This window comes from Streptomyces sp. NPDC043870 (genome assembly GCF_056435785.1).
In genome coordinates, this window is the sequence record NZ_JBWKDT010000004.1 from 34739 (window position 1) to 56585 (window position 21847).

Below are 21847 nucleotides of genomic sequence, written 5' to 3' on the forward strand. Positions count from 1 at the left end.
CCCCCAGGTGAAGCGCTGCGGGAGGGTGGGCACAACCAGTCCACCGGCCCGCACCCGCACCCGCACCCGCACAACGAGAGCCGCCCTCACTCCGGTGTCTGCCGGGAAACCAGCGCCGTCAACCCGTAGTCCAGCTCCGAGCCGTCAACGAGCAGCGCCTCCACCGTGCGCGTCACGGGGTCGATGTCCGCGACGATGCCGTGCCCCGCGTACCGCGGGTAGCCCGACGCGCCCGTCTCACCGGTGGTCTCGACCACTGCCGAGCGCACCGCGCTGTCCTCCACCGTCGCGCCGGCGCGGTCCTCGACGTGCTCGGGCACCAGCAGGATCTCGAAGCGCCGCGGAACTGTCCTCATGCCATGACGCTAGCCATGCACCGCCCGCCACGCATGTGCAGATCGACGCATCATGCCGACGCCGGTCGGCCCGTCGGGTCGGGTCCGCCCGTCGGGTCGGCCGGGCAGCCGGCCCATCAGCCCGCCGCGTCGGCCCCGCCTCGTCAGGTCGACTCGCGCCTGACGACCTGCGCCCCCATCAGGTCGTGCCGCTCGGGCGCCCCGCCCGGATCCCGGACCACGCGGTCCACGAGCTCGGCCAGATACTCCCCCGTCACCATGTCGATCCGCACGGTACTGAGCCTCGGTCGCAGCAGCCGCCCCAGCAGCAGGTCATCCGCACCGATCACCGCGGTCTCGTCCGGGACGCCGATCCCGGCGTCCTGGAGGGCCCGCATCAGGAGCATCGCGTACTCGTCGTTGTACGCGTACACGGCGTCCACACCGAGCTCACGCCACCGCGCGGCGAGCGCATCCGCGGCGTCCTCGTCGTAGGCGAGCGGGATCGCCTCGACGGTCGCACCCGTCGGCTCCGCGGTCTCGCGCGCCCCGGCCAGCCTGGGCTCGGAGAAGAGCTCGAGCCCCGGCTCCACCGGCATGATCACACCGATCCGCCGGTGCCCGCGCTCCAGCAGATGCTCCGCCGCCCGGGCGCCGACCTCACGCTGGTCCATGACCAGGGAGTGCGCGCCCTCGACCGGCTGCGGGCCGAGCGTTATCACGGCCTTCGCGCCGGAGCGCTTGAGCACCTCGACCCCCTGCGGAGTGAGCGCGATCTCGCCGAGCGAGAGGACCGCGACGGGCCGCAGCTCTGCCCACGCGCGGGCCGCCGCGTCGCCGTCGAGGCCCAGGCTGCCGTACTGCACGACGGTGTAGTCGAGGCGCCGCAGCGCCCATTGGAGTTCGTTGATGAAGCTGCTGTAGAGCGGACCGACCGGGATGTGCGCGGTGGGCAGGAGAACCATGCGGGTGTGTCCGGCCCGCAGACTGCGTGCCGCCGCGTGCGGAACATAGCCCAGCTCCTCCGCGGCCTCGCGGACCCGTCGGCGGGTGGGCTCACTGATCCGTACCGCCGAGGTGTTGTTCAGCACGTACGAGACGGTGGCCCGGGAGACTCCGGCCAGCCGGGCGACATCGGCACTGGTCGGTACGGAACGTTCTGCTGGCTGTCTGGGTGTCTGGCTCATCGCCCTCGGCATCCTTCCAGACCAATCCTGTTCAGGGTCTGGCGGTTGGCCTGAATTGAACGCTACACAGTGGTGACACGAGCCATTGACACGAGCAACCCTTGCGCCACCACGGTCAGGCACCCGGGCGGACAGTGGCCTACGACGCCGGGAATGCCGCGCGGAACGCCCCCAGCGTGGTCCCGGCCTGCGTGCGGTCCAGCACCGCGAAGACGCTCTCGTCGAAATGCCCGGAGAACCGGCCACCGCCCGTGAGCAGGGCCTTGAACGCGCCGGCCACCTGGGCCGGGTCGTTGCGGAACACCCCGCAGCCCCAGGCGCCGAGCACCAGCCGCCGGTAGCCGGTCGTGGCGGCCGTCTCCAGCACCCGTTCGGCCCGGGACGCGAGCGCGGCCGGTATCCGGGCGGCCTCCCCCGGCGTACGGCTGGTGATCACGCCCGCCTTCGGTGCGGGTGAGGTGAGGAAGCCGACCGTGTACGGCGCGTCGAGCAGACCTCCGCGGTCGTCCCGGAAGACCGGGACACCGGGCGAGTGGATCACCCGGTCGGTGTAGAAGGGGCTGCGCTCGGCCCGGTGGTGATCGTAGAAGTCCGGGACGCTCAGCAGCGTGGTGTAGAGCGCGGAGGACCGGCAGAGCGCCTCCTCCTGGGCCTGTGCGCCGTTCAGATAGCCGCCTCCCGGATTCCGCGCGGAGGCGAAGTTCAGCACGGCGACAGGCCCGCTGTCCTGGGCCGTCATGCGGCGGGCGGCTTCCAGGCTGCTCTCGCCGGTGACCTCGCATACGCTGGAACGGTCCGTGTCGGGGGTAACCGGCACGGGCCCGGGTCCGTACATCCGTGTCCCCTCGACCGCGGCGGACAGTTCCCCGCCGATCGTCACCATGTGGCCGCCCGGCGCCCGGTAGCGACCTGCGTCGACGATCTCCTGGGTCTGTTTCGCGATCCCCCGCAAGCGTGCGCTCATACCCGGAATCCTCAGTGACCGAACCTCAACACGGCAAACGGATATTACGAGCCGCTGACGCCCGGCGGGGGCACTCTTGTGCGAACCATCGGCGGTGGCCTTAGGTGGACGGAACGCTTCGACAGAGGAGTCGACCATGCCAGCACCCGACTTCGGGGGCAGCGGCCCGCCGCTCACCGAGGACGACGCCGAAGACCTGCTTCGATGTATCTGCTTCAAGACGGGCCCGCCCCGCACCGTCGGGGTCGAACTGGAATGGCTCGTTCACGAACTGCACGTTCCGCAACGGCCTGTCGCGCCGACCACGCTCGACCGGGCCTACGCCGGACTGAGGGAGCTGCCCCTCGGCTCGACGCTCACTTTCGAACCCGGTGGCCAATTGGAGCTCAGCTCCCCGCCCGCCGCGTCGCTGATGGAGTGCATCGACTCCACCGCGGCGGATCTGGCCCTCGTCCGGACCGCACTGCGCGGATCCGGCCTCACTCTGACCGGGTTCGGCAACGACCCCTGGCACCCGCCGCGTCGGCTGCTGCGCCAGCCGCGCTATGACGCCATGGAGGCCTGGTTCGATCGCACCGGACCCTCCGGGCGCTCGATGATGTGCTCGTCCGCCTCCGTACAGGTGTGTCTGGACGCGGGATTCGAGGAGCCCGGGCCGCTCGGGCTCGGCAGACGCTGGCAGCTGGCTCATCTGCTGGGTGCGGTGCTGGTGGCGGCCTTCGCCAACTCCCCTGCGGGCGCCGGGCGGCCCACCGGCCGGCGATCCACCCGGCAGGCTCTGTGGACGGATCTGGACCCCGTACGGGCTCTCGCGCCGGATCCGGGAGTACCTCCGCGGGAAGCGTGGGCCGCTCATGTGCTGGACACGCCGGTCATGTGCATCAGGGCGCCCGAAGGGCCGTGGGCGTCGCCGGAGCGGCTGACTTTCCGGGAGTGGATACGGTCCCGCGCGCCGCGGCCGCCCACCCGGGCGGATCTCGAGTACCACATGACGACGCTGTTCCCGCCCGTGCGGCCGCGCGGACATCTGGAACTGCGCATGATCGACGCGCAGCCCGGCGAGGACGGCTGGATGGTGCCGGTCGCGGTGACGACGGCGCTGTTCGACGACCCGGAGGCCGCGGAGACCGCCTACCGCACGGTCAAGCCGCTCGCCGAGACGGCGGGCGCGCTGCCCGCGCCGCGCAATCCGCTCTGGACCCATGCCGCCAGGGACGCACTCACCGATCCCGAACTGCACAGCGCCGCCGTCACCTGCTTCGCCGTCGCTCTGGAGGCTCTGCCCCGGCTGGGGGCCTCCACCGCCGTCCAGGACGCGGTCGCGGCGTTCCACGACCGCTACGTCCTGCCCGGCCGATGTCCGGCCGACGACTTCTCGCTCCGCAGCAAGGAGATCCACTCATGAACGAGTCCCTGGTGGCGTCCGACGACGTGCTCAGGAAGCGCGCCCTGGAGGCGCTGACCTCGGCCCGGGCCCGTACCACGGTGCTCACGACGTGCGTCGACGACCATGAACTGACCGCCCAGCACTCTCCGTTGATGTCGCCGCTCGTCTGGGACCTGGCGCACATAGGCAACCAGGAGGAGCAGTGGCTGCTGCGGGCCGTCGCCGGGCGTGAGGCGATACGCCCCGAGATCGATTCGGTCTACGACGCCTTCGAGCATCCCCGCGCCGAACGGCCTTCGTTGCCGCTGCTCTCCGCCGCCGAGTCGCGGATGTACGCGTCCGACGTACGCGGCCGGGTGCTCGACATCCTCGACTCCGCGCCGCTGCACGGCAACCGGCTGACGGACGCGGCTTTCGCCTTCGGGATGATCGCGCAGCACGAGCAGCAGCACGACGAGACCATGCTGATCACCCATCAGCTCCGGAAGGGACCGGCCGCGCTCGACGCCCCGGAACCGCCGAGCGGCAGCACGCTCGGGCTGCCGGCCGAAGTGCTGGTTCCGGCGGGCCCCTTCACGATGGGCACCTCCGCCGAGCCGTGGGCGCTGGACAACGAACGGCCCGCGCACCAACGCCAGGTCCCCGCGTTCTTCATCGACACCACGCCCGTCACCAATGGCGCCTTCCAGGCCTTCATCGCGGACGGCGGGTATGCGGACGAGCGCTGGTGGGCGGCGGAGGGCTGGGACCAGATCCGCAAGCACGGCATCGGCGCACCGCTGTTCTGGCGGCGCGAGGGCGGCCAGTGGCTGCGTCGCCGGTTCGGGGTGACCGAGGTGGTCCCCGAGGACGAGCCCGTGCTGCACGTCAGCTGGTACGAGGCCGACGCGTACGCCCGCTGGGCCGGGCGGCGGCTGCCGACGGAGACCGAGTGGGAGAAGGCGGCCCGCCACGATCCCGTTTCCGGGCGCTCCCGGCGCTACCCGTGGGGCGACGAGGATCCGTCCCCGGACCGCGCCAACCTGGGCCAGCGCCATTTGCGGCCCGCACCGGCAGGGGCCTACCCGGACGGTGCGTCGCCGCTCGGGATCCGGCAGCTGATCGGCGACGTCTGGGAGTGGACGTCGAGCGACTTCCTGCCCTACCCCGGCTTCGCGGCGTTCCCGTACCGCGAGTACTCCGAAGTGTTCTTCGGCCCCGACCACAAGGTGCTGCGTGGCGGTTCGTTCGCCGTGGATCCGGTGGCGTGCCGTGGCACGTTCCGCAACTGGGACCTGCCGGTGCGCCGGCAGATCTTCTCCGGGTTCCGTACCGCCAGGGACGCGTGATGTGCCGGCACATCGCTTTTCTGGGCCCGCGGACGGCGCTGGGTGAGCTGCTGGTGCGGCCGCCGCACGCGCTGCTGCGGCAGTCCTGGGCGCCGCGCCGGCAGCAGCACGGGACGGTGAACGCGGACGGCTTCGGGGTGGGCTGGTACGCGGAGGGTGACCCGGTCCCGGGCCGCTACCGCCGGTCCGGGCCCGTCTGGGGCGACCAGTCCTTCGCGGACCTGGCCCGGGTGGTCCGCAGCGAGGCGCTGCTGGCCGCCGTCCGGGACGCGACCGAGGCGGGCGCGGACGGGGAGGCGGCCGCCGCGCCGTTCGCCGCCGGGCCCTGGCTGTTCAGCCACAACGGTGCCGTCAGGGGCTGGCCGGGCTCGGCCGCCCCCCTCGCCGCCGCGCTGCCCGCCGCCGAACTGCTGTCGATGGAGGCGCGGTGCGATTCCGCGCTGGTGTGGGCGCTGGTGCTGCACCGGCTGCGGGACGGCGACGAACTGGGCCAGGCGCTGGCCGAGACCGTCCTGGAGGTGGCGGCGGCCGCGCCGGGATCGCGGCTGAATCTGCTGCTCACCGACGGTGTGACGATCACCGCGACCGCCTGGGGCGACACGCTCTGGTATCTCGCCGAGCCCGGCCGCAGGACGGTCGTGGCGTCGGAACCGTACGACGACGATCCCCACTGGTGCGAAGTGCCCGACCGGACACTGCTCGCGGCAACCCGCACCGATGTACTACTGACCCCGCTCAAGGAGCCATCTGCGTGAGCCCGTTCCAGCTGACCCGCACCCTGCCCGAGGACGCCACGGGCGCCGCGTTGCGCGCCGATGTGCTGCGCGGGCTGACCCGTACCCCCAAGGAGCTGCCTCCCAAGTGGTTCTACGACGCTCGCGGAAGTGAGCTCTTCGAGGAGATCACCCGGCTGCCCGAGTACTACCCGACCCGCGCCGAGCGGGAGATCCTCCTCGCACGCGCGCAGGAGATCGCGGCGGCGACCGGTGCCCGCACCCTGGTCGAGCTCGGTTCCGGCTCGTCGGAGAAGACCCGTCATCTGCTGGACGCGCTCACGGACCTGCACAGTTATGTGCCGGTGGACGTCAGCGAGAGCGCCCTGGCCGGGGCCGCCGAGGCACTGCTGGCCGAGCGGCCCGGGCTCCAGGTGCATGCTCTGATCGCCGACTTCACGCATGTACTGGCCCTGCCCACGACGCCGGGGCCGCGGCTCGTCGCGTTCCTCGGCGGCACGATCGGCAATCTGCTGCCGGCCGAGCGCGAGGTGTTCCTGCGGTCCGTGCGGGCGCTGCTCGCGCCCGGCGACGCGCTGCTGCTCGGCACGGACCTGGTGAAGGACGAGGAGGTGCTCGTGGCGGCGTACGACGACGCGGCCGGTGTCACCGCCGAGTTCAACAAGAACGTGCTGGCGGTGATGGACCGGGAGCTGGGGGCGGACTTCCGCCCGGACGACTTCGACCACGTGGCGGTGTGGAACGCGCAGGAGGAGTGGATCGAGATGCGCCTGCGGGCCCGGGAGGCACTGAACGTGAAGATCCGCGAGCTGGATCTGGTGGTGCCGTTCGAGGCGGGTGAGGAGATCCGTACGGAGGTGTCGGCGAAGTTCCGTCAGGAAGGCGTGCGTTCCGAGCTGGCGGACGCCGGGATGAAGCTGGTCGAGTGGTGGACGGATACGGAGGGCAGATTCGCGCTGTCCCTGTCGACCGCGGTCTGAGCCTGAGCGGGGATCCCGCGAAGGCGTTTGCGGGGCGGGGCGTGGGTGTCGTGGCCGGCAGCGGCCCCGGTGACCGCGCTCTGCGCCGCGCGGGCCAGTGAGCGGCGGTCGGTGTGGACGCCCGCGGGGATCGGGGGCAGGATCCTGATCTCCGCGGTGAGCCCGCCGGCCGTCGCGACCCGCCACAGGGAGGCGGCCAGCGGATCCTCTCCGACGAACGCGGCGGCGCCGACGGGCCCGTACGTGATGCGTACGGGCTGTACGGTTGCGCCCGCGTCGATCGCCGCCTGGAACGCGGCGTGCCGGAAGCGTCCGCTCTCGCGGCCGCACCACGTGGACCCCTCGGGGAACACGATCACCCGTGCCCCGGTCCTGAGCGCGTCGGCCATGGTCCTGACGACCCCGGGCAGCGCGCGCAGCCGGTCCCGGTCCACGAACAGCGTCCCGCCGAGCCCGGCGAGCGGCCCGAGGACGGGCCACTGCCGCACCTCGCGCTTGGCGAGCATCCGTCCGGGCATGGCCGCGGCCACGAGGGGGATGTCCAGCCAGGAGATGTGGTTGGGGACGACGAGTGTGCCGGGCAGCCGGCGCCGCGGGTGCAGCTCGTCCTGAGCGGGCCCGGGACCCGGCGTGAGGCCGGCCCCCGCCTCAGGGCCGCTCCCCGGCTCGGGGCCGGTCCCAGCCTCGGGGCCCACGATGCGTATCCGCACGCCGAAGGCCCGGATCACCGCGCGGCACCACAGGCTGACCAGCCGGGCACGGCGGCTGGAGCCGAGCAGGATCACCAGTGGGGACAGGACGACGCCGGCGAGGACCGCCGACGTGCCCGCGATCAGGCGGACGACCGCCGTGAGGCGGCCGACCATGGGCCACTGGGTGGTCGCACAGTCGGCCGGAGTGCAGGGTGCGGTGGGAAGCCAGACGCTCATTTCACCGGGGCCAGCGAGAGGAAGTGGCGGAGGTAGCGGGGGTTGGTGCGGCGCAGCGACAGCAGGACGTACAGGTCGGCGACGCCGAAGTCCGGGTCGTGGGCGGGCGCGCCGCACACCCAGGCGCCGAGGCGGAGGTAGCCGCGCAGCAGCGGGGGAAGCTCGGTGCGTCCGGCGGGGCGGTCGATGCCGTCGGCGCTCCAGAGCTTGTGCGGGGTGACCCAGTACTCCTCGGGCGCGAGGTGCTTGGCCTTGACCGTGTCCCAGGTCGCGGCGGCGAGGGTGCCGCCGTCGGCGAGCGGGATCGAACAGCAGCCGGCCAGCCAGGTGTGGCCCGTGCGGGTCATGTAGCGGGCCAGGCCGGCCCAGATGAGGGCGATGACGGCGCCGTTGCGGTGGGCGGGGTGGACGCAGGAGCGGCCGACCTCGACCAGGTCGTCGCGGATGGGCGCGAGCCGGGCGAGGTCGAACTCGGTCTCGGAGTAGAGCCGCCCGGCGACCTTGGCGCGCTCGGGCGGCAGCACCCGGTAGGTGCCGACGACCTCGCCGGTGTCCTCGTGCCGCACCAGGATGTGGTCGCAGTACGCGTCGAACGCGTCGATGTCGAGGCCGGGCTCGGGCCCCTCCAGCCGGGCGCCCATCTCGCCGGCGAACACCTGGTGGCGCAGCCGCTGCGCGGCCCGTACGTCATCCTGGTCGCGGGCGAGGGACACCACGTATTTGGGCTCCGGCTCAGCGGACAGGAGTGGGGCCGGGACGACGGCTGGCGTTGCGGGCATGACGGTCTCCTCTGCCGGACGGTGAGGCCGGATCGCGCCTGTGACGGTCCGGCCTCTAACTAATTCCGTGACCGGCTGGATTCGACATGACGTCGATGCGGAGTGTGGATGTGCGACATCTGAATGACGGGCAACTCCGCTCGCCCGGGCCCGTGCGTGACGGCAGGGTCAGCCGAGGGCTTCGGTGATCCGCTCGGAGGCGCTCTTGGCGGCGCGCTCGGCGTTCTCGCCCCGCAGGACGGCCGTCATGTACGGCTTGATCGGGTTGTCGGCCTCGACGGAGGCCCACTTGGGGGAATTGGGGGTGGCCCGGCCCTGCGCGGCGCCGGCGGCCATCGCGGCGGTGGCCTCCTGGCCTTCGATGGCCGATGCGAGGGTGGTCTTGTTGGGGACGTAGCTCATGGTCCTGGCGAGGTCGGTCTGCCAGCGTTCACCTGCCAGGGCCTCGACGACGTCGATAGCGGCACTGCGGTTGCGCGCCTTCCTGGGGATGATCAGATCGGATCCGCCGGTGAAGACGGCGCCGGGTCTCTTCGCGGTCTTTCCGGGGATCGGGAAGAAGCCGAGCTTGCCCCGCAGCGCCGGGTTCTCCTTCTCGATCACGGTGGCGGAGGACGGGGTGGCGATGATCTGGGCGACGTTCCCCTTGGCGAACACACCGGTCTGCGGCGGTGTCATCTCGTCCGCGCCCTCGGGGCCGTCGCCGAGGGCCTGGAGCTCCTTGTAGAACGTCATGCCGCGGATCGCGGCGGGTTTGTGCAGGACGCCCGCCCAGGAGCCGGCCTCGTCGACGGCGAGGTCCCCGCCCTCGTCCCAGATGAAGCCGGCGAGGGTGTACCAGTCCTGCCCGGAGAGGTAAATGCCCTGGTTGCCCTCGCTGTTGAGCTTGTCGGTGTCCTCGAGCCACTGGGCGCGGGTCTTCGGGGGCTGTGTGATCCCCGCCTCCGTGAACAGGTCCTTGTTGTAGATGACGACGCGGTTGGCGGCGTACCAGGGGATGCCGTACTGCGTACCGTCGATGCTGCCCGGCTCGGCGAGGCCCGGCAGCCAGTCGTCGCTGCCGAGATCGCGGATGGACTCCAGGGTCAGGTCGAGCAGTGCGTCGCTCTCGGCGTACTGGGCGACCTGGGTGTTGCCGACCTCGATGACGTCCGGCGCCTCGTCGCTCTCCAGCGCTGCGGTGACCTTCTCGCCGATGCCGGTCCACTCCTGGAAGGTGACGTCCAGCCGGACGCCGGGATGGTGTTCCTCGAAGTCGGTGACGAAGCGGTCGAGGAAGTCCTCCGAGACGCTGTCCTTCATCAGCCAGACCCTGACGGTGCGGCCACCCGGGCCGCCGCCCGGCAGCATTCCGCATCCGGCGAGCGCGACAGCGGACACGACGGCCAGGGAGCAGGCCAGGAGGCGGTTCTTCACGTAGGTCACCTTTTACGTTGGGCACGGGAAGTGGACCCGACGTGGGGGGACCGAACGGCGTTCGCACGGGCGTGGCTGGGATTTTGGTATGTACCAATCGGGTGGTCAACCCCCGACGCCTCGCGGACGGCCCCGGGCTGGGGCACCGTGGAGTGAAACCTTCGACACAGCGAAGAGGAGTGCGGCCCCATGTCCCAGCACACCTACCGGGTCACCGAGATCGTCGGCACCTCCCACGAGGGAGTCGACCAGGCCATCCGCAACGGCATCGCCCGCGCCAAGCAGACCCTCAGGGGCCTCGACTGGTTCGAGGTGACGCAGGTGCGCGGCAACATCCTGGACGGCGAGATCGAGCACTACCAGGTCGGCCTGAAGGTCGGTTTCCGGCTGGAGGAGGCGTAGGGGCGGGGTGACCGAGGTCACCCGTACGGCCCACGGGGGCAGGTGCGGCCCTGGGCCAGGTGGGGCCCTCGGGTATCGGGTGGGCAGGACCCACGGGTCAGGTACGGCCCTCGCGCCCCTGTGCGTCCTTCATCGCCTGTGACGTGCTGGCCCAGCGGGCGCGCACGACCCTGAAGCCCGCCCGTTCGGCGGCACCGCAGACGAGTTCGTCGTCGTCGACGAGCATCCGGATCTCCCGGCCGCCGCCGAGGCGCCGCAGGATCTCCAGTTTGGTCGTCCGGGCGGGCCGGCGGTCGTGGTTGCGCCGCATCCACACCCTGCCGGTGGGCAGTCCGTGCCGCGCCAGCCACTCCAGGGTGGCGGGGCGGCAACGCTCGGGCCGGCCGGTGAGGTACATGACCTCGCACTCCCCGGCCGCCTCGGCCGCCATCCGTACGCCCTCGACGAGCGGTGTGTCGTCCGGCGCGGCAGCGAAGAAACCGTCCCAGTCGCGCGGCCTGCGCTCCAGGAAGTGCTGGCGGTGGCCGGTCTCGGCGATGGTCCCGTCCAGGTCGAATACGGCCAGTGGCCTGCTGTTCATGGTCACGCTGCCAGCCTAGGGCGTGGCCCCGGTGATCCTGGCTGCACCGGGAATCCTGGCGCCGTGCGGGCGTTGAACCCTGGTGTGACCTCAGTGATCGCTTCGACCAGGTTCTCCGTGCTGGACCGCTCCCGCACCCGTGCCGGGCAGGACGGCCCGCAGGCGCTGCGCGACACCGTGTGGCTCGCGCAGCAGGTGGAGGCGCTGGGCTTCCACCGCTTCTGGGTCTCCGAGCATCACGGTGTGCCGGGTGTGGCCGGCTCCGCGCCGACGGTGCTGGCGGCCGCCGTCGCCGCCGCGACCTCGGTGATCCGGGTGGGTACGGGCGGGGTGATGCTGCCCAACCACCAACCGCTCGTGGTCGCCGAGCAGTTCGGGGTGCTGGAGTCCCTCTTCCCGGGGCGGATCGACATGGGGCTCGGCCGGTCGGTCGGCTTCACCGACGGGGTACGCAGGGCGCTGGGCCGGGACAAGGACGACGCGGAGGACTTCGCGGGGCAGCTGGGCGAGCTGCTGCGGTACTTCGAGGGGAGACATCAGCAGGTGCACGCGCGCCCCTCCGAGGGACTGCGGGTACCGCCGTTCGTGCTGGCCACGGGCGAGGGCGCGGAGATCGCCGCATCGGCCGGGCTGCCGCTGGTGGTCGGGGACCTCAGGAGCCGGGAGCGGCTGCTGCGGGCCGTCGACCGCTATCGCGCCGGGTTCCGGCCGTCGCCGTGGGCGGCGGAGCCGTACGTCGTGGTGGCGGGCACGGTCGCGGTCGCCGGGAGCGAGGAGGAGGCCCGGCGGCTGCTGATACCGGAGGCGTGGGCGATGGCGTACTCCCGGACGCACGGCACCTTCCCTCCGCTCGAACCGACCGAGGCCATCGAGGCACGGGCGATGACCACGAAGGAGCGCGAGCTCTACGAGTCCGGGCTGCTCGGCCAGATCCACGGCACGGAGGCGCAGGTCACGGACGCACTGGAGACGGTGATCAAGGACAGCGGCGCGCACGAGGTGCTGGTGACGACGAGCACGTACGACCGCGAGGGTCTGCTGGACTCGTTCCACCGCCTCGCGCGCACAGCGGGCCTGACCAGCGCGAACGAGGGGGACACTGCCTAGAATCCCCGGTATGCAAGGCCCCCACGACCCCTACGTCCGCGTCCGCGCCGCCCGCGAGCACAATCTCAAGAACGTCGACGTCGACATCCCGCGCGACGCGCTCACGGTCTTCACCGGAGTCTCCGGGTCGGGCAAGTCCTCGCTCGCCTTCGGCACGATCTACGCCGAGGCGCAGCGTCGCTACTTCGAGTCCGTCGCCCCGTACGCCCGACGGCTCATCCACCAGGTGGGCGCGCCGAAGGTCGGCGAGATCAGCGGTCTGCCACCGGCGGTCTCCCTGGAGCAGCGCCGCTCGTCCCCCACCTCGCGCTCCTCCGTCGGTACGGTGACCACCCTGTCGAACTCGCTGCGGATGCTGTTCTCCCGCGCGGGCGACTATCCGGCGGGCGCCGCGCGGCTGGACTCGGACGCCTTCTCGCCCAACACCGCCGCAGGGGCCTGCCCGGAGTGCCATGGCCTCGGGAGGATCCACCGCACCAGCGAGGACCTGCTGGTCCCCGATCCGTCGCTGTCGATCCGGGAGGGCGCGATCGCCGCCTGGCCGGGTGCCTGGCAGGGCAAGAACCTGCGTGATGTCCTGGACACCCTCGGGTACGACGTCGACAGGCCTTGGCGGGAGCTGGAGCAGAAGGACCGCGACTGGATCCTGTTCACGGACGAGCAGCCGGTGGTGACGGTCCATCCGGTACGGGAGGCGAGCCGTATCCAGCGCCCGTACCAGGGCACGTACATGAGCGCCCGGCGCTATGTCCTGCACACCTTCGCCGACTCCAGGAGCCAGACGCTGCGCACCAAGGCCGAGCGCTTTCTGACCAGCGCGCCGTGCCCGGTGTGCGGAGGCAGCCGGCTGCGGCCGGAAGCGCTGGCGGTGACCTTCGCGGGGCGGACGATCGCCGAGCTGGCCGCGCTGCCGCTGACCGCGCTCGCCGACGCCCTGCGCACGGACCGGGACGACGAGACGGCGCGGGTGCTGACGGCGGATCTGCTGTCCCGGATCGGCACGGTGACCGAGCTGGGGCTCGGCTATCTGAGCCTGGACCGTGCCACGCCTACGCTCTCCAGCGGTGAGCTGCAGCGGCTGCGGCTGGCGACGCAGCTGCGCTCCGGCCTGTTCGGGGTCGTGTACGTGCTCGACGAGCCGTCGGCGGGGCTGCATCCCGCGGACACGGAGGCGCTGCTCGTCGTCCTGGACCGGCTGAAGGCGGGCGGCAACACGGTGTTCGTCGTGGAGCACCATCTGGATGTGGTGCGGCACGCCGACTGGCTGGTCGATGTGGGGCCGCGCGCGGGCGAGCACGGCGGCCGGGTGCTGCACAGCGGGCCGCCCGAGCGGCTCGCCGAGGTGACGGAGTCGGCGACCCGCCGCTTCCTCTTCGGCGCGGAGCCGGCTCCGGTCCGGGCGTCCCGGCAGCCGTCGGGGCAGCTCACGCTGGGGCCGGTGACCCGGCACAATCTGCACGGCCTCACGACGCGGCTGCCGCTCGGGGTGTTCACCGCGGTCACCGGTGTGTCGGGTTCCGGAAAGTCGACGCTCGTGGGATCGATCTCCGGGGAACTCCCGGGCGTGGAGCGGATGGTGACGGTGGATCAGCGGCCGATCGGCCGTACTCCCCGGTCCAATCTGGCCACGTACACCGGGCTCTTCGACGTCGTGCGCAAGCTCTTCACCGCCACCGACGAAGCCCGGGCGCGCGGCTACAAGGCGGGGCGGTTCTCCTTCAATGTGACGGGCGGGCGGTGCGAGACCTGCCAGGGCGAGGGGTTCGTCTCCGTCGAGCTGCTCTTCCTGCCCAGTACGTACGCACCCTGTCCGGACTGCCAGGGCGCCCGCTACAACCCGGAGACCCTCGAGGTCCGGTACGGCGGCCGGAACATCGCCGAGGTGCTCGATCTGACCGTCGAAGCCGCGGCCGAGGTCTTCGCGGACACACCGGCGGCGCTGCGGAGCCTGCGCGCGCTTCTCGACGTCGGCCTCGGCTATCTGCGGCTCGGCCAGCCCGCGACCGAGCTGTCCGGCGGCGAGGCCCAGCGCATCAAGCTCGCCGCCGAGCTTCAGCTCCTGCGCCGGGGCCACACGCTGTACGTGCTGGACGAGCCGACGACCGGACTGCATCCCGCCGATGTGGAGGTGCTGATGCGGCAGTTGCACGGCCTGGTCGACGCCGGGCATTCGGTGGTGGTCGTCGAGCACGACATGGATGTGGTCGCGGGCGCCGACTGGGTGATCGACCTGGGCCCGGGGGGCGGAGACGAGGGCGGCAGGATCGTGGCCGAGGGGTCTCCGGCGGAGGTGGCGCGGGCGGCCGGGAGCCGCACCGCGCCGTATCTCGCCAAGTCCCTCGGAAGTGAAGCCCGTTAGGACCTACGCGGCCGGGGCGGCCCCGGCAGCCCTGTCATAGGTGTAGTGGGGCGTGTGGTCGAGCATGTCCGCGGGGGTCACGTCGTTCCACGGGCGCATGGTGTCGTGCAGGTCCACGACGTTCGCCGTGCCGGCCGCGGGCAGGTACGTGGAGCCCGGGTGGCGTGCCTGCCACTGCGACCAGAGCTTGTCGATGAACGCGTGATGCATCCAGAACACCGGGTCGTTCGGGGAGACTCCCGTCGCCATCTGGCCACCGACCCAGACGTGCACGCGGTTGTGCAGATTGACGCCGCGCCAGCCCTCGAGGTGGTTGCGGAAGCCGTCGGACGCGCTGTTCCAGGGCGGGGCGTCGTACGTGGGCATGGCCATGACGGAGTCGAGCTCGGCCCTGGTCGGCAGCTGCCGTCCGTTCTCGCCGAGGGCGCGCCGCAGATAGCCGCGCCCGTCGACCCGTACGGTGATGGGCCAGGCACCGGAGGCGGCCGCGAACGGGCCGTCCATGACCTGGCCGTCCCTGCTGCGGCCGGTGCCGCCGAGGAAGTCGGCGGCCCAGAGCGAGGAGGCGGCGGTGCGGTCGGCGGTCCAGTCCCAGTACGGGAGCGCCACCGACGGGTCCACGGACTGCAGGGCCCGCTCGAACTGTATGAGGAACCTGCGGTGCCAGGGCAGGAAGGACGGCGAGCGGTGCCCGACGCGGTCCCCGTTGTCCGTGTCGTTCATGATGAAGGCGTTGTGGGTGGTGACGAAAGCGTCGTACTGCCCATTGCGCTTGAGGGCGAGAAGGGCGTCCACGAAACGGCGCTTCTCGTCGGCGGTCAGCTGGGCCTGGTTCTTCCGTACGGTCATTGCGGTGGCGCTCCGGATCAGGTGAGGGCGAGCGAAGCGAGATGGGGGTCCCCCCAGCCGAAGGCTGGGGGAGGGACGAGGGCGGCACCCTGGAGTTCGACGACGGCGGCGCGGGCGAGGGCCAGCGGCGTGGCCCGCGGTTCGTAGTGGTTGACGACACTGATCCAGGTGCCGTCGGCGTTGCGCATCACATGCAGTTCCTCACCGTCGATGCGGACGGTGTAGCCGCCTCCGTGGCCACCGTGGTGACCCCCGTCGTGACTGCCGCCGTGGGACGGACCGCCCTGTATCCGGCGGCCCTTGTAGACCTCGTCGAAGGAACCGGGTGCGGCCTGGCCGGGTGATCCGGCGCCCTGTGCCGTGCCGCGGGTGACGCCGGTCACGGCGATGCCCGCGACGGCGCCGGCGGCGGCGCCCAGGGCTTGGCGGCGGGTGAATCTGGACATGGCGGAACCCCCAGGTATGTCGGTGTTCGGACGGCGGTCCGTCGGTCGGTCGTACCGCCGAGGCCATGCCTACAGGTCTGCCGTCGATCGGCAGAAGTCGCCGGGAACCGGTTGGCTGCTATACGGACATCTCGCCACACAAAGTGCAGTGTTGAACGAAGTCGATCTTGCGCTCGACGCCTTCAGTCCACGCATGAGATGTAAATCCTGCGCCGAATGTGACAGTTCTGTGAAATATCTTCGGATCGCATCGGCCTGCTGTGCCGGGCCTCACAACGGAAAACTGTCCGGAACACATGCCGGGTTCCGCGGCACCCGGTCGGCACTCGTCAGCCGTGGACCACGGAGCACGGGCGGCACCCGTCAGCCGTAGACCACGGACCACGGGCGCGGCCCGTCCTGCTCGGGCCCGGAGTTCCGCATCGCCGTCGTTCGGTCCCGGGACAGCACGTCCGCGGCGAGGGCGGCGAATTCACCGGCCGCCGCGTGCGGCGCACGGCGCGGCCAGACCGCACAGATCCGCTGAGCGAGGGGCCGGCCGGCCAGCGGCCGCCAGGCCACCCTGGGCTCCTTGCGGGCCACGGGGCCCTGATCGAAGGCGACTCCGCAGCCCGCGGTCACCAGACCGATGAGGAACTCGGGATTCCGGGCGTGCCGTACACGGCCGGGTACGAAGCCCGCGTCCCGGCAGACGGCGAGCGTCCTGTCGTACCAGCCGGGCGCCGCGGCCCGTGGAAACAGAACGAGGTCATGCCCCGCGAGGTCGCCGAGCCCGACCTCGGGCAGCCGGGCCAGCGGCGAGGTGCGCGGCAGCACCACGCCCAGCTCGACGCCGACCTCGGGTCCCAGGACCAGATCGGTGGCGTCGACCGGCTGGTGGACGAGCCCGACATCCAGTCGTCCGGAGGCCAGCAGCCTCAACTGCTCGTCCGTCGTCACCTCCTGGAGGTCGACCCGGAGACCCGGAGTCCGTTCGGCACACTCGGTGAGCAGCGCGCCCAGCACCGCGGCCGTGGTGTCCGGCGGTACCCCCGCCCGCAGGGTGCCCAGGTCGCCGTCGCGAGCCCGGCGCACCAGGGCCCTGGTGCGCTGCTCACGGGCCAGCAGTTCCCTCGCTTCCTCGAGGAGCACCGCCCCGGCCGGGGTGAGCCGGACCTGACGCCGTGAGCGGTCGAAGAGTTCGGCGCCGAGGTCGTCCTCCAGCCGCCGGACGGAGCGGCTGAGGGGCGGCTGGGCCATGCCGAGGAGTTCGGCGGCCCGCCCGAAGTGGAGCTCCTCGGCGACGACGACGAAAATACGCAGGTGGCGCAAGAGATCCACGCCACGACCCTAAGCGATGGGAGCAGGGACCGGATGAGGCCGGGATGCTGATCGAGGAGAGGCTGCGCGCGGTGTTCGCGACGGCCGGAGCCGAGGGCCGGCTCCACGCGGTGGACATCGACGCGCAAAACGGGCCCGACGAGTTGGCCGGGGTCGGGTACGGAGCCGACGAACCGGTCGTCATCGCCTCCGTGTTCAAGGTGCTGCTGGCGCTGGAGTTCGCCCGGCAGTCCGCGGCCGGCCAGCTCGACCCCCGGGAGCGGGTGCGGGTCACGGCGGAACACCGGCTGGGCGGCTGGGGCACAGCGGGCTGCGCGGACGATGTGGAGCTGTCCCTGCGGGATCTCGCACACTTCGCGATGTCGGTCAGCGACAACTCGGCCGCCGACCTGCTGCTGGCCCGGGTGGGAGTGGACACCGTCCGGCTGCTGACCGCCGAACTGGGCCTGGCGGACACCCGTGTCGTGGGCGGGCCCCGGCAGGTGCTGGAGTCGATGCTCGCGGAGGTCGGAGCCCGGGACGAGAAGGAGTTCGCGGCTGTCTTTCCCACGTTGTCCCCGGCCCGGGTGCACCGGCTCGCGGTGCTCGACCCGGAGCGTACGAACGCGAGCACGCCGCGCGACATGACACGGCTGCTGCGGATGGTCTGGCGCGACGAGGCCGGGCCTCCGGAAGCCTGCGCCCAGGTACGGGACCTGATGGCCCGGCAGGTCTTCCGGCACCGGCTCGCCTCCGGGTTCGGGGACGACGTACGGGTGGCGGCGAAGACCGGCACGCTGCCGGGGCTGCACAACGAGGCGGGGGTGGCCGAGTATCCGGACGGAGGCCGGTACGCGGTCGCGGTGTTCGCCCGCACCCCCGACCTCGCCGCGAACCGCACCGTGACGGATTCCGCGATCGGCACGGCGGCGCGGACGGCCGTGGAGTTTCTGCGCGGCTCGAAACCCTCCGCTCCCCTCCGGCCAGGCCTCATGCATCGCCGGGTATGAGTCGGTGACCCACCCGGTCTTGGACGTGCGCGGCTCCGGGGTGATCTTCTGCGTCCCATGAGCGATGCACAAGGACGATCCACGCGAAGGGTTGTACGGCGAACGCTGCTTCGGGGCGCGGCCCTTGGGGCGGCAGCGCCGCTGCTTCCCGCCACGGCGGCCACGGCCACGGCGGCGGGCTCGACGCCCCCCACCCCCGTCCCTGCGGACTCGGCGGTCCTCCGGTGGCTGGGCACCACGGGCTGGCGCATCGGTATCGGCGAGCGGACCGTGCTCTTCGACCCGTACATCACCCGTTTCAGCACCGGGCTGTTCACCGCCAAGGGCGGTTTCGACCCGGCCACGAAGCTCACCACGGACCGGCCTTTGGTCCGCGAGCACGCCGGGCGGCCCGAGGTCGTGCTGGTGAGCCACACCCACTGGGACCACATCAACGACGTTCCGTACATCGCCCGGTCCACCGGTGCCCGGGTGATCGGCACCGAGACGACGTATCACGTGCTGCGGGCGCTCGGGGTCGACAAGGCGCAGATCAGTGTCGTCAAGGGTGGCGAGGTGCTGGACTTCGACGGCTACACGGTCGAGGTCGTCTCCAGCCGGCACAGCCGCAACGCGAGGTACTCGTACTTCGCTCCCGGCACGATGTGCGCCCCGCCGGCCCGCGCCCCGGAGACCGTCTCCGATCTGCCGGAGGGTGACACGCTCGCCTTCCAGCTGAGCGTCCGGGGCGGTCCCTCGGTGTTTCTGATGGGGGCGAGCGACTTCGAGGAGCGCGCCGCGAACGGGCTGCGGCCCGACATCCTGATGGCGGCGACACCGTCGAGCAAGGCGACGTACCGCTATCTCCCGCGGCTGCTGGGCGCGCTCGGCAACCCCGCGACGGTCGTCCCGGTGCACTGGGACGACTTCGAGAGGCCACTGAGCGCCCCGCCGCGGCGTGATCCCGCGATGGACCTGGACGGGTTCGTCGCCGGGATCCACCGGCACAGCCCCGCGTCCAGGGTGGTCGTCCCCGACTACCGCACGGTCTACGGGGCGGACATGAGGCCCGTTCCGGCCGGAGGTCCTACCGGCTGACCTTCCGGGTCGCCCGCAGCCACTCCTTGTTCATCGCCGCGATGGACGGCAGCGGGATGCCCTTGGGGCAGGCGGTGGCGCATTCGCCGGTGAGGGTGCAGCCGCCGAAGCCCTCCTCGTCCATGGTCGCGACCATGTCGAGGACCCGGGTCTCGCGCTCCGGCGAGCCCTGCGGGAGCACATTGAGGTGGTTGACCTTCGCCGAGGTGAAGAGCATCGCCGAGCCGTTGGGGCAGGCCGCGACACAGGCGCCGCATCCGATGCACTCGGCGTGCTCGAAGGCGTAGTCGGCGTCCGCCTTCGGGACCGGAGTGGCGTGGGCCTCGGGGGCGGCGCCGGTCGGGACGCTGATGTACCCGCCGGCCTGGATGATCCGGTCGAAGGCCGAACGGTCCACCACCAGGTCCTTCACCACCGGGAAGGCGGAGGCGCGCCACGGCTCGATGTCGATGGTGTCGCCGTCCTCGAAGGACCGCATGTGCAGCTGGCAGGTGGTGGTGCGCTCGGGTCCGTGGGCGTCACCGTTGATGACGAGCGAGCAGGCGCCGCAGATGCCTTCACGGCAGTCGTGGTCGAAGGCGACGGGGTCCTCTCCGCGCAGGATGAGTTCCTCGTTGAGGGTGTCGAGCATCTCCAGGAACGACATGTCCTGCGAGATGCCGTCCACCTCGTAGGTGGCCATGGCGCCGGGGGCGTCGGCGTTCTTCTGGCGCCAGACGCGCAGGTTGAGCTTCATGCGTAGCTCCGCTGGGTGGGGTGGACGTACTCGAAGACGAGGTCTTCCTTGTGCAGGACGGGCGACTCACCGGTCGCCGTGAACGCCCAGGCCGCGGCGTACGAGAACTCCTCGTCCCGCCGTGCCGCCTCGCCGTCCGGGGTCTGGGACTCCTCGCGGAAGTGGCCTCCGCAGGACTCGCTGCGGTTCAGCGCGTCGAGGCACATCAGCTCGGCGAGCTCCAGGTAGTCGACGATCCGGTTGGCCTTCTCCAGCGACTGGTTGAACTCCTCGCCGGTGCCGGGCACCTTGATCCGGCGCCAGAACTCCTCGCGGATCTGCGGGATCCGGCCGAGTGCCTTGCGCAGGCCCTCGTCGGTGCGGGCCATTCCGCAGAACTCCCACATCAGCTCGCCGAGTTCACGGTGGAAGGAGTCGGGGGTCCGGTCGCCGTCGACGGAGAGAAGCAGATTCAGCCGGTCCTCGGTCTCGGTGACCACCTCGGTCACGGCGGGGTGGCTGTCGTCGATCTCGTCGTGGTGCGGGTTGCGGGCGAGGTAGTCGTTGATGGTCGAGGGCAGGACGAAGTAGCCGTCGGCGAGACCCTGCATCAGCGCGGAGGCGCCGAGCCGGTTGGCGCCGTGGTCGGAGAAGTTGGCCTCGCCGATGGCGAAGAGCCCGGGGACGGTGGTCTGCAGGTCGTAGTCCACCCAGAGGCCGCCCATCGTGTAGTGCACGGCGGGGTAGATCCGCATCGGCACCTCGTACGGGTTCTCCGCGGTGATCCGCTCGTACATGTCGAAGAGGTTGCCGTACTTCTCGGCGACCTTCTCCTTGCCCATGCGGCGGATCGCGTCGGCGAAGTCGAGGTAGACGCCCTGGCCGCCGGGACCGACGCCACGGCCCTCGTCGCAGACGTTCTTCGCGGCGCGCGAGGCGATGTCGCGCGGCACGAGATTGCCGAAGGAGGGGTAGATGCGCTCCAGGTAGTAGTCGCGCTCGTCCTCGGGGATCTCGTGCGCGGGCCGCTGGTCACCGCGCGCTTTGGGCACCCAGATGCGGCCGTCGTTGCGCAGCGACTCGCTCATCAGCGTCAGCTTGGACTGGTGGTCGCCGGTGCGCGGGATGCAGGTGGGGTGGATCTGGGTGAAGCAGGGATTGGCGAAGTACGCACCGCGCCGGTGGGCCCGCCAGATGGCGGTGGCGTTGGAGTTCATGGCGTTCGTCGACAGATAGAAGACATTGCCGTAGCCGCCGGAGGCGAGGACGACCGCGTCGGCGAAGTAGGTGTCGATCTTCCCGGTGACGAGGTCGCGGGCGACGATTCCGCGGGCCCGCCCGTCGACGACGATCAGGTCGAGCATCTCCGTACGCGGATGCATCTCCACGTTGCCGGCGGCGATCTGCCGGGACAGCGCCTGGTAGGCGCCGAGCAGCAGTTGCTGGCCCGTCTGGCCGCGTGCGTAGAACGTACGGGAGACCTGGACGCCGCCGAAGGAGCGGGTGTCGAGGAGGCCGCCGTACTCGCGGGCGAAGGGGACGCCCTGGGCGACGCACTGGTCGATGATCTCGACGGATATCTGCGCGAGGCGGTGGACGTTGGACTCGCGGGCGCGGAAGTCGCCGCCCTTGACGGTGTCGTAGAAGAGCCGGTGGACGGAGTCGCCGTCGTTGCGGTAGTTCTTCGCCGCGTTGATGCCGCCCTGGGCGGCGATCGAGTGGGCGCGGCGCGGGGAGTCCTGGTAGCAGAACTGGACGACGTGGTAGCCCTGTTCGGCGAGCGTGGCTCCGGCGGACCCGCCGGCGAGGCCGGTGCCCACCACGATGACGGTGTGCTTGCGGCGGTTGGCCGGGTTGACGAGCCTGGCTTCGAAGCGGCGGCGGTCCCAGCGGTCAGCGATGGGGCCTTCGGGCGCCTTGGTGTCGGCGATCGGCTCGCCGGTCGCGTAGTTCAGGTAGCTCAT

The 21847-nt window shown here is 71.4% G+C and carries 21 protein-coding genes; 9 read left to right on the forward strand and 12 right to left on the reverse strand.

Features of this window, described 5'->3' with window-relative positions; translation table 11 throughout:
* Positions 1-86 precede the first annotated feature (86 nt).
* From AC0699_RS06655 to AC0699_RS06665, 3 genes are all read right to left on the reverse strand, one after another.
* Entirely contained in the window at positions 87-356 is a 270-nt protein-coding gene (locus AC0699_RS06655) for a hypothetical protein (RefSeq protein WP_469766781.1), read from the reverse strand.
* Between the two features lie 143 nt (positions 357-499).
* A complete protein-coding gene (locus tag AC0699_RS06660; RefSeq protein ID WP_478656469.1) occupies positions 500-1522 on the reverse strand; it encodes a LacI family DNA-binding transcriptional regulator in 1023 nt (340 codons plus the stop codon).
* A gap of 139 nt (positions 1523-1661) precedes the next feature.
* On the reverse strand, positions 1662-2486 hold the full coding sequence (locus AC0699_RS06665) for a TIGR02452 family protein (RefSeq protein ID WP_478656472.1): 825 nt from the start codon (positions 2484-2486) through the stop codon (positions 1662-1664).
* A 136-nt stretch (positions 2487-2622) separates the two neighbouring features.
* Between AC0699_RS06665 and egtA the strand changes: the two genes are divergently transcribed.
* From egtA to egtD, 4 genes are read left to right on the forward strand one after another with little or no spacing between them, the layout of a single operon-like run.
* Positions 2623-3891, forward strand: coding sequence for an ergothioneine biosynthesis glutamate--cysteine ligase EgtA (gene egtA, locus AC0699_RS06670; RefSeq protein WP_478656475.1), 1269 nt, complete (start codon positions 2623-2625; stop codon positions 3889-3891).
* Positions 3888-5201, forward strand: a complete 1314-nt coding sequence (egtB, locus tag AC0699_RS06675; RefSeq protein WP_478656476.1) for an ergothioneine biosynthesis protein EgtB — start codon at positions 3888-3890, stop codon at positions 5199-5201. The genes egtA and egtB overlap by 4 nt, the downstream gene beginning before the upstream one ends.
* A complete protein-coding gene (gene egtC, locus AC0699_RS06680; protein ID WP_478656479.1) occupies positions 5201-5956 on the forward strand; it encodes an ergothioneine biosynthesis protein EgtC in 756 nt (251 codons plus the stop codon). The genes egtB and egtC overlap by 1 nt, the downstream gene beginning before the upstream one ends.
* Positions 5953-6915 carry an L-histidine N(alpha)-methyltransferase gene (egtD, locus tag AC0699_RS06685; RefSeq protein ID WP_478656481.1) on the forward strand — a complete coding sequence of 321 codons (963 nt, stop codon included), beginning with the start codon at positions 5953-5955 and terminating at the stop codon, positions 6913-6915. The genes egtC and egtD overlap by 4 nt, the downstream gene beginning before the upstream one ends.
* Here egtD and AC0699_RS06690 read toward each other — a convergent pair.
* From AC0699_RS06690 to AC0699_RS06700, 3 genes are all read right to left on the reverse strand, one after another.
* Positions 6810-7844 carry a lysophospholipid acyltransferase family protein gene (locus tag AC0699_RS06690; protein WP_478656483.1) on the reverse strand — a complete coding sequence of 345 codons (1035 nt, stop codon included), beginning with the start codon at positions 7842-7844 and terminating at the stop codon, positions 6810-6812. The two genes, egtD and AC0699_RS06690, sit on opposite strands and share 106 nt — an antisense overlap.
* Positions 7841-8623, reverse strand: coding sequence for a GNAT family N-acetyltransferase (locus AC0699_RS06695; protein ID WP_478656486.1), 783 nt, complete (start codon positions 8621-8623; stop codon positions 7841-7843). Before AC0699_RS06695 ends, AC0699_RS06690 begins: the two co-directional genes overlap by 4 nt.
* Before the next feature lie 168 nt (positions 8624-8791).
* Positions 8792-10039: an extracellular solute-binding protein gene (locus AC0699_RS06700; RefSeq protein WP_478656488.1), complete on the reverse strand. Its 1248-nt coding sequence runs from the start codon at positions 10037-10039 to the stop codon at positions 8792-8794.
* Positions 10040-10228: 189 nt separating this feature from the next.
* On the opposite strand from AC0699_RS06700, the gene AC0699_RS06705 reads away from it, so the two are divergent.
* A complete protein-coding gene (locus AC0699_RS06705; RefSeq protein ID WP_478656490.1) occupies positions 10229-10441 on the forward strand; it encodes a dodecin in 213 nt (70 codons plus the stop codon).
* Positions 10442-10538: 97 nt separating this feature from the next.
* Here AC0699_RS06705 and AC0699_RS06710 read toward each other — a convergent pair whose 3' ends face one another.
* Positions 10539-11021: a phosphatase domain-containing protein gene (locus AC0699_RS06710; protein ID WP_478657188.1), complete on the reverse strand. Its 483-nt coding sequence runs from the start codon at positions 11019-11021 to the stop codon at positions 10539-10541.
* A gap of 84 nt (positions 11022-11105) precedes the next feature.
* Here AC0699_RS06710 and AC0699_RS06715 point away from each other — a divergent pair, with 84 nt between their 5' ends.
* Together AC0699_RS06715 and AC0699_RS06720 are read left to right on the forward strand one after the other, a co-directional pair.
* On the forward strand, positions 11106-12128 hold the full coding sequence (locus AC0699_RS06715; protein ID WP_478656493.1) for an MsnO8 family LLM class oxidoreductase: 1023 nt from the start codon (positions 11106-11108) through the stop codon (positions 12126-12128).
* Positions 12129-12138: 10 nt separating this feature from the next.
* Positions 12139-14487, forward strand: a complete 2349-nt coding sequence (locus tag AC0699_RS06720; RefSeq protein ID WP_478656495.1) for an ATP-binding cassette domain-containing protein — start codon at positions 12139-12141, stop codon at positions 14485-14487.
* A 3-nt stretch (positions 14488-14490) separates the two neighbouring features.
* Here AC0699_RS06720 and melC2 read toward each other — a convergent pair whose 3' ends face one another.
* The 3 genes from melC2 to AC0699_RS06735 form a co-directional block, all read right to left on the reverse strand.
* Positions 14491-15336: a tyrosinase MelC2 gene (melC2, locus tag AC0699_RS06725; protein ID WP_478656497.1), complete on the reverse strand. Its 846-nt coding sequence runs from the start codon at positions 15334-15336 to the stop codon at positions 14491-14493.
* A 17-nt stretch (positions 15337-15353) separates the two neighbouring features.
* The gene (gene melC1 / locus AC0699_RS06730; protein ID WP_478656499.1) at positions 15354-15782 is read right to left on the reverse strand and encodes an apotyrosinase chaperone MelC1; all 429 of its coding nucleotides are present in this window, start codon (positions 15780-15782) and stop codon (positions 15354-15356) included.
* Between the two features lie 363 nt (positions 15783-16145).
* Positions 16146-17102 (reverse strand): LysR family transcriptional regulator, encoded by a 957-nt coding sequence (locus AC0699_RS06735; RefSeq protein WP_478656502.1) that lies wholly within the window; start codon positions 17100-17102, stop codon positions 16146-16148.
* A gap of 44 nt (positions 17103-17146) precedes the next feature.
* Between AC0699_RS06735 and AC0699_RS06740 the strand changes: the two genes are divergently transcribed.
* Both AC0699_RS06740 and AC0699_RS06745 read left to right on the forward strand, forming a co-directional pair.
* Positions 17147-18091, forward strand: coding sequence for a serine hydrolase (locus AC0699_RS06740; RefSeq protein ID WP_478656504.1), 945 nt, complete (start codon positions 17147-17149; stop codon positions 18089-18091).
* 57 nt (positions 18092-18148) lie between these two features.
* The gene (locus AC0699_RS06745; protein WP_478656506.1) at positions 18149-19168 is read left to right on the forward strand and encodes an MBL fold metallo-hydrolase; all 1020 of its coding nucleotides are present in this window, start codon (positions 18149-18151) and stop codon (positions 19166-19168) included.
* On the opposite strand, the gene AC0699_RS06750 is transcribed toward AC0699_RS06745, so the two are convergent.
* Both AC0699_RS06750 and AC0699_RS06755 read right to left on the reverse strand, forming a co-directional pair.
* On the reverse strand, positions 19158-19904 hold the full coding sequence (locus tag AC0699_RS06750; RefSeq protein ID WP_478656508.1) for a succinate dehydrogenase/fumarate reductase iron-sulfur subunit: 747 nt from the start codon (positions 19902-19904) through the stop codon (positions 19158-19160). The genes AC0699_RS06745 and AC0699_RS06750 overlap by 11 nt on opposite strands.
* Positions 19901-21847, reverse strand: a complete 1947-nt coding sequence (locus AC0699_RS06755) for a fumarate reductase/succinate dehydrogenase flavoprotein subunit (protein WP_478656510.1) — start codon at positions 21845-21847, stop codon at positions 19901-19903. The genes AC0699_RS06750 and AC0699_RS06755 overlap by 4 nt, the downstream gene beginning before the upstream one ends.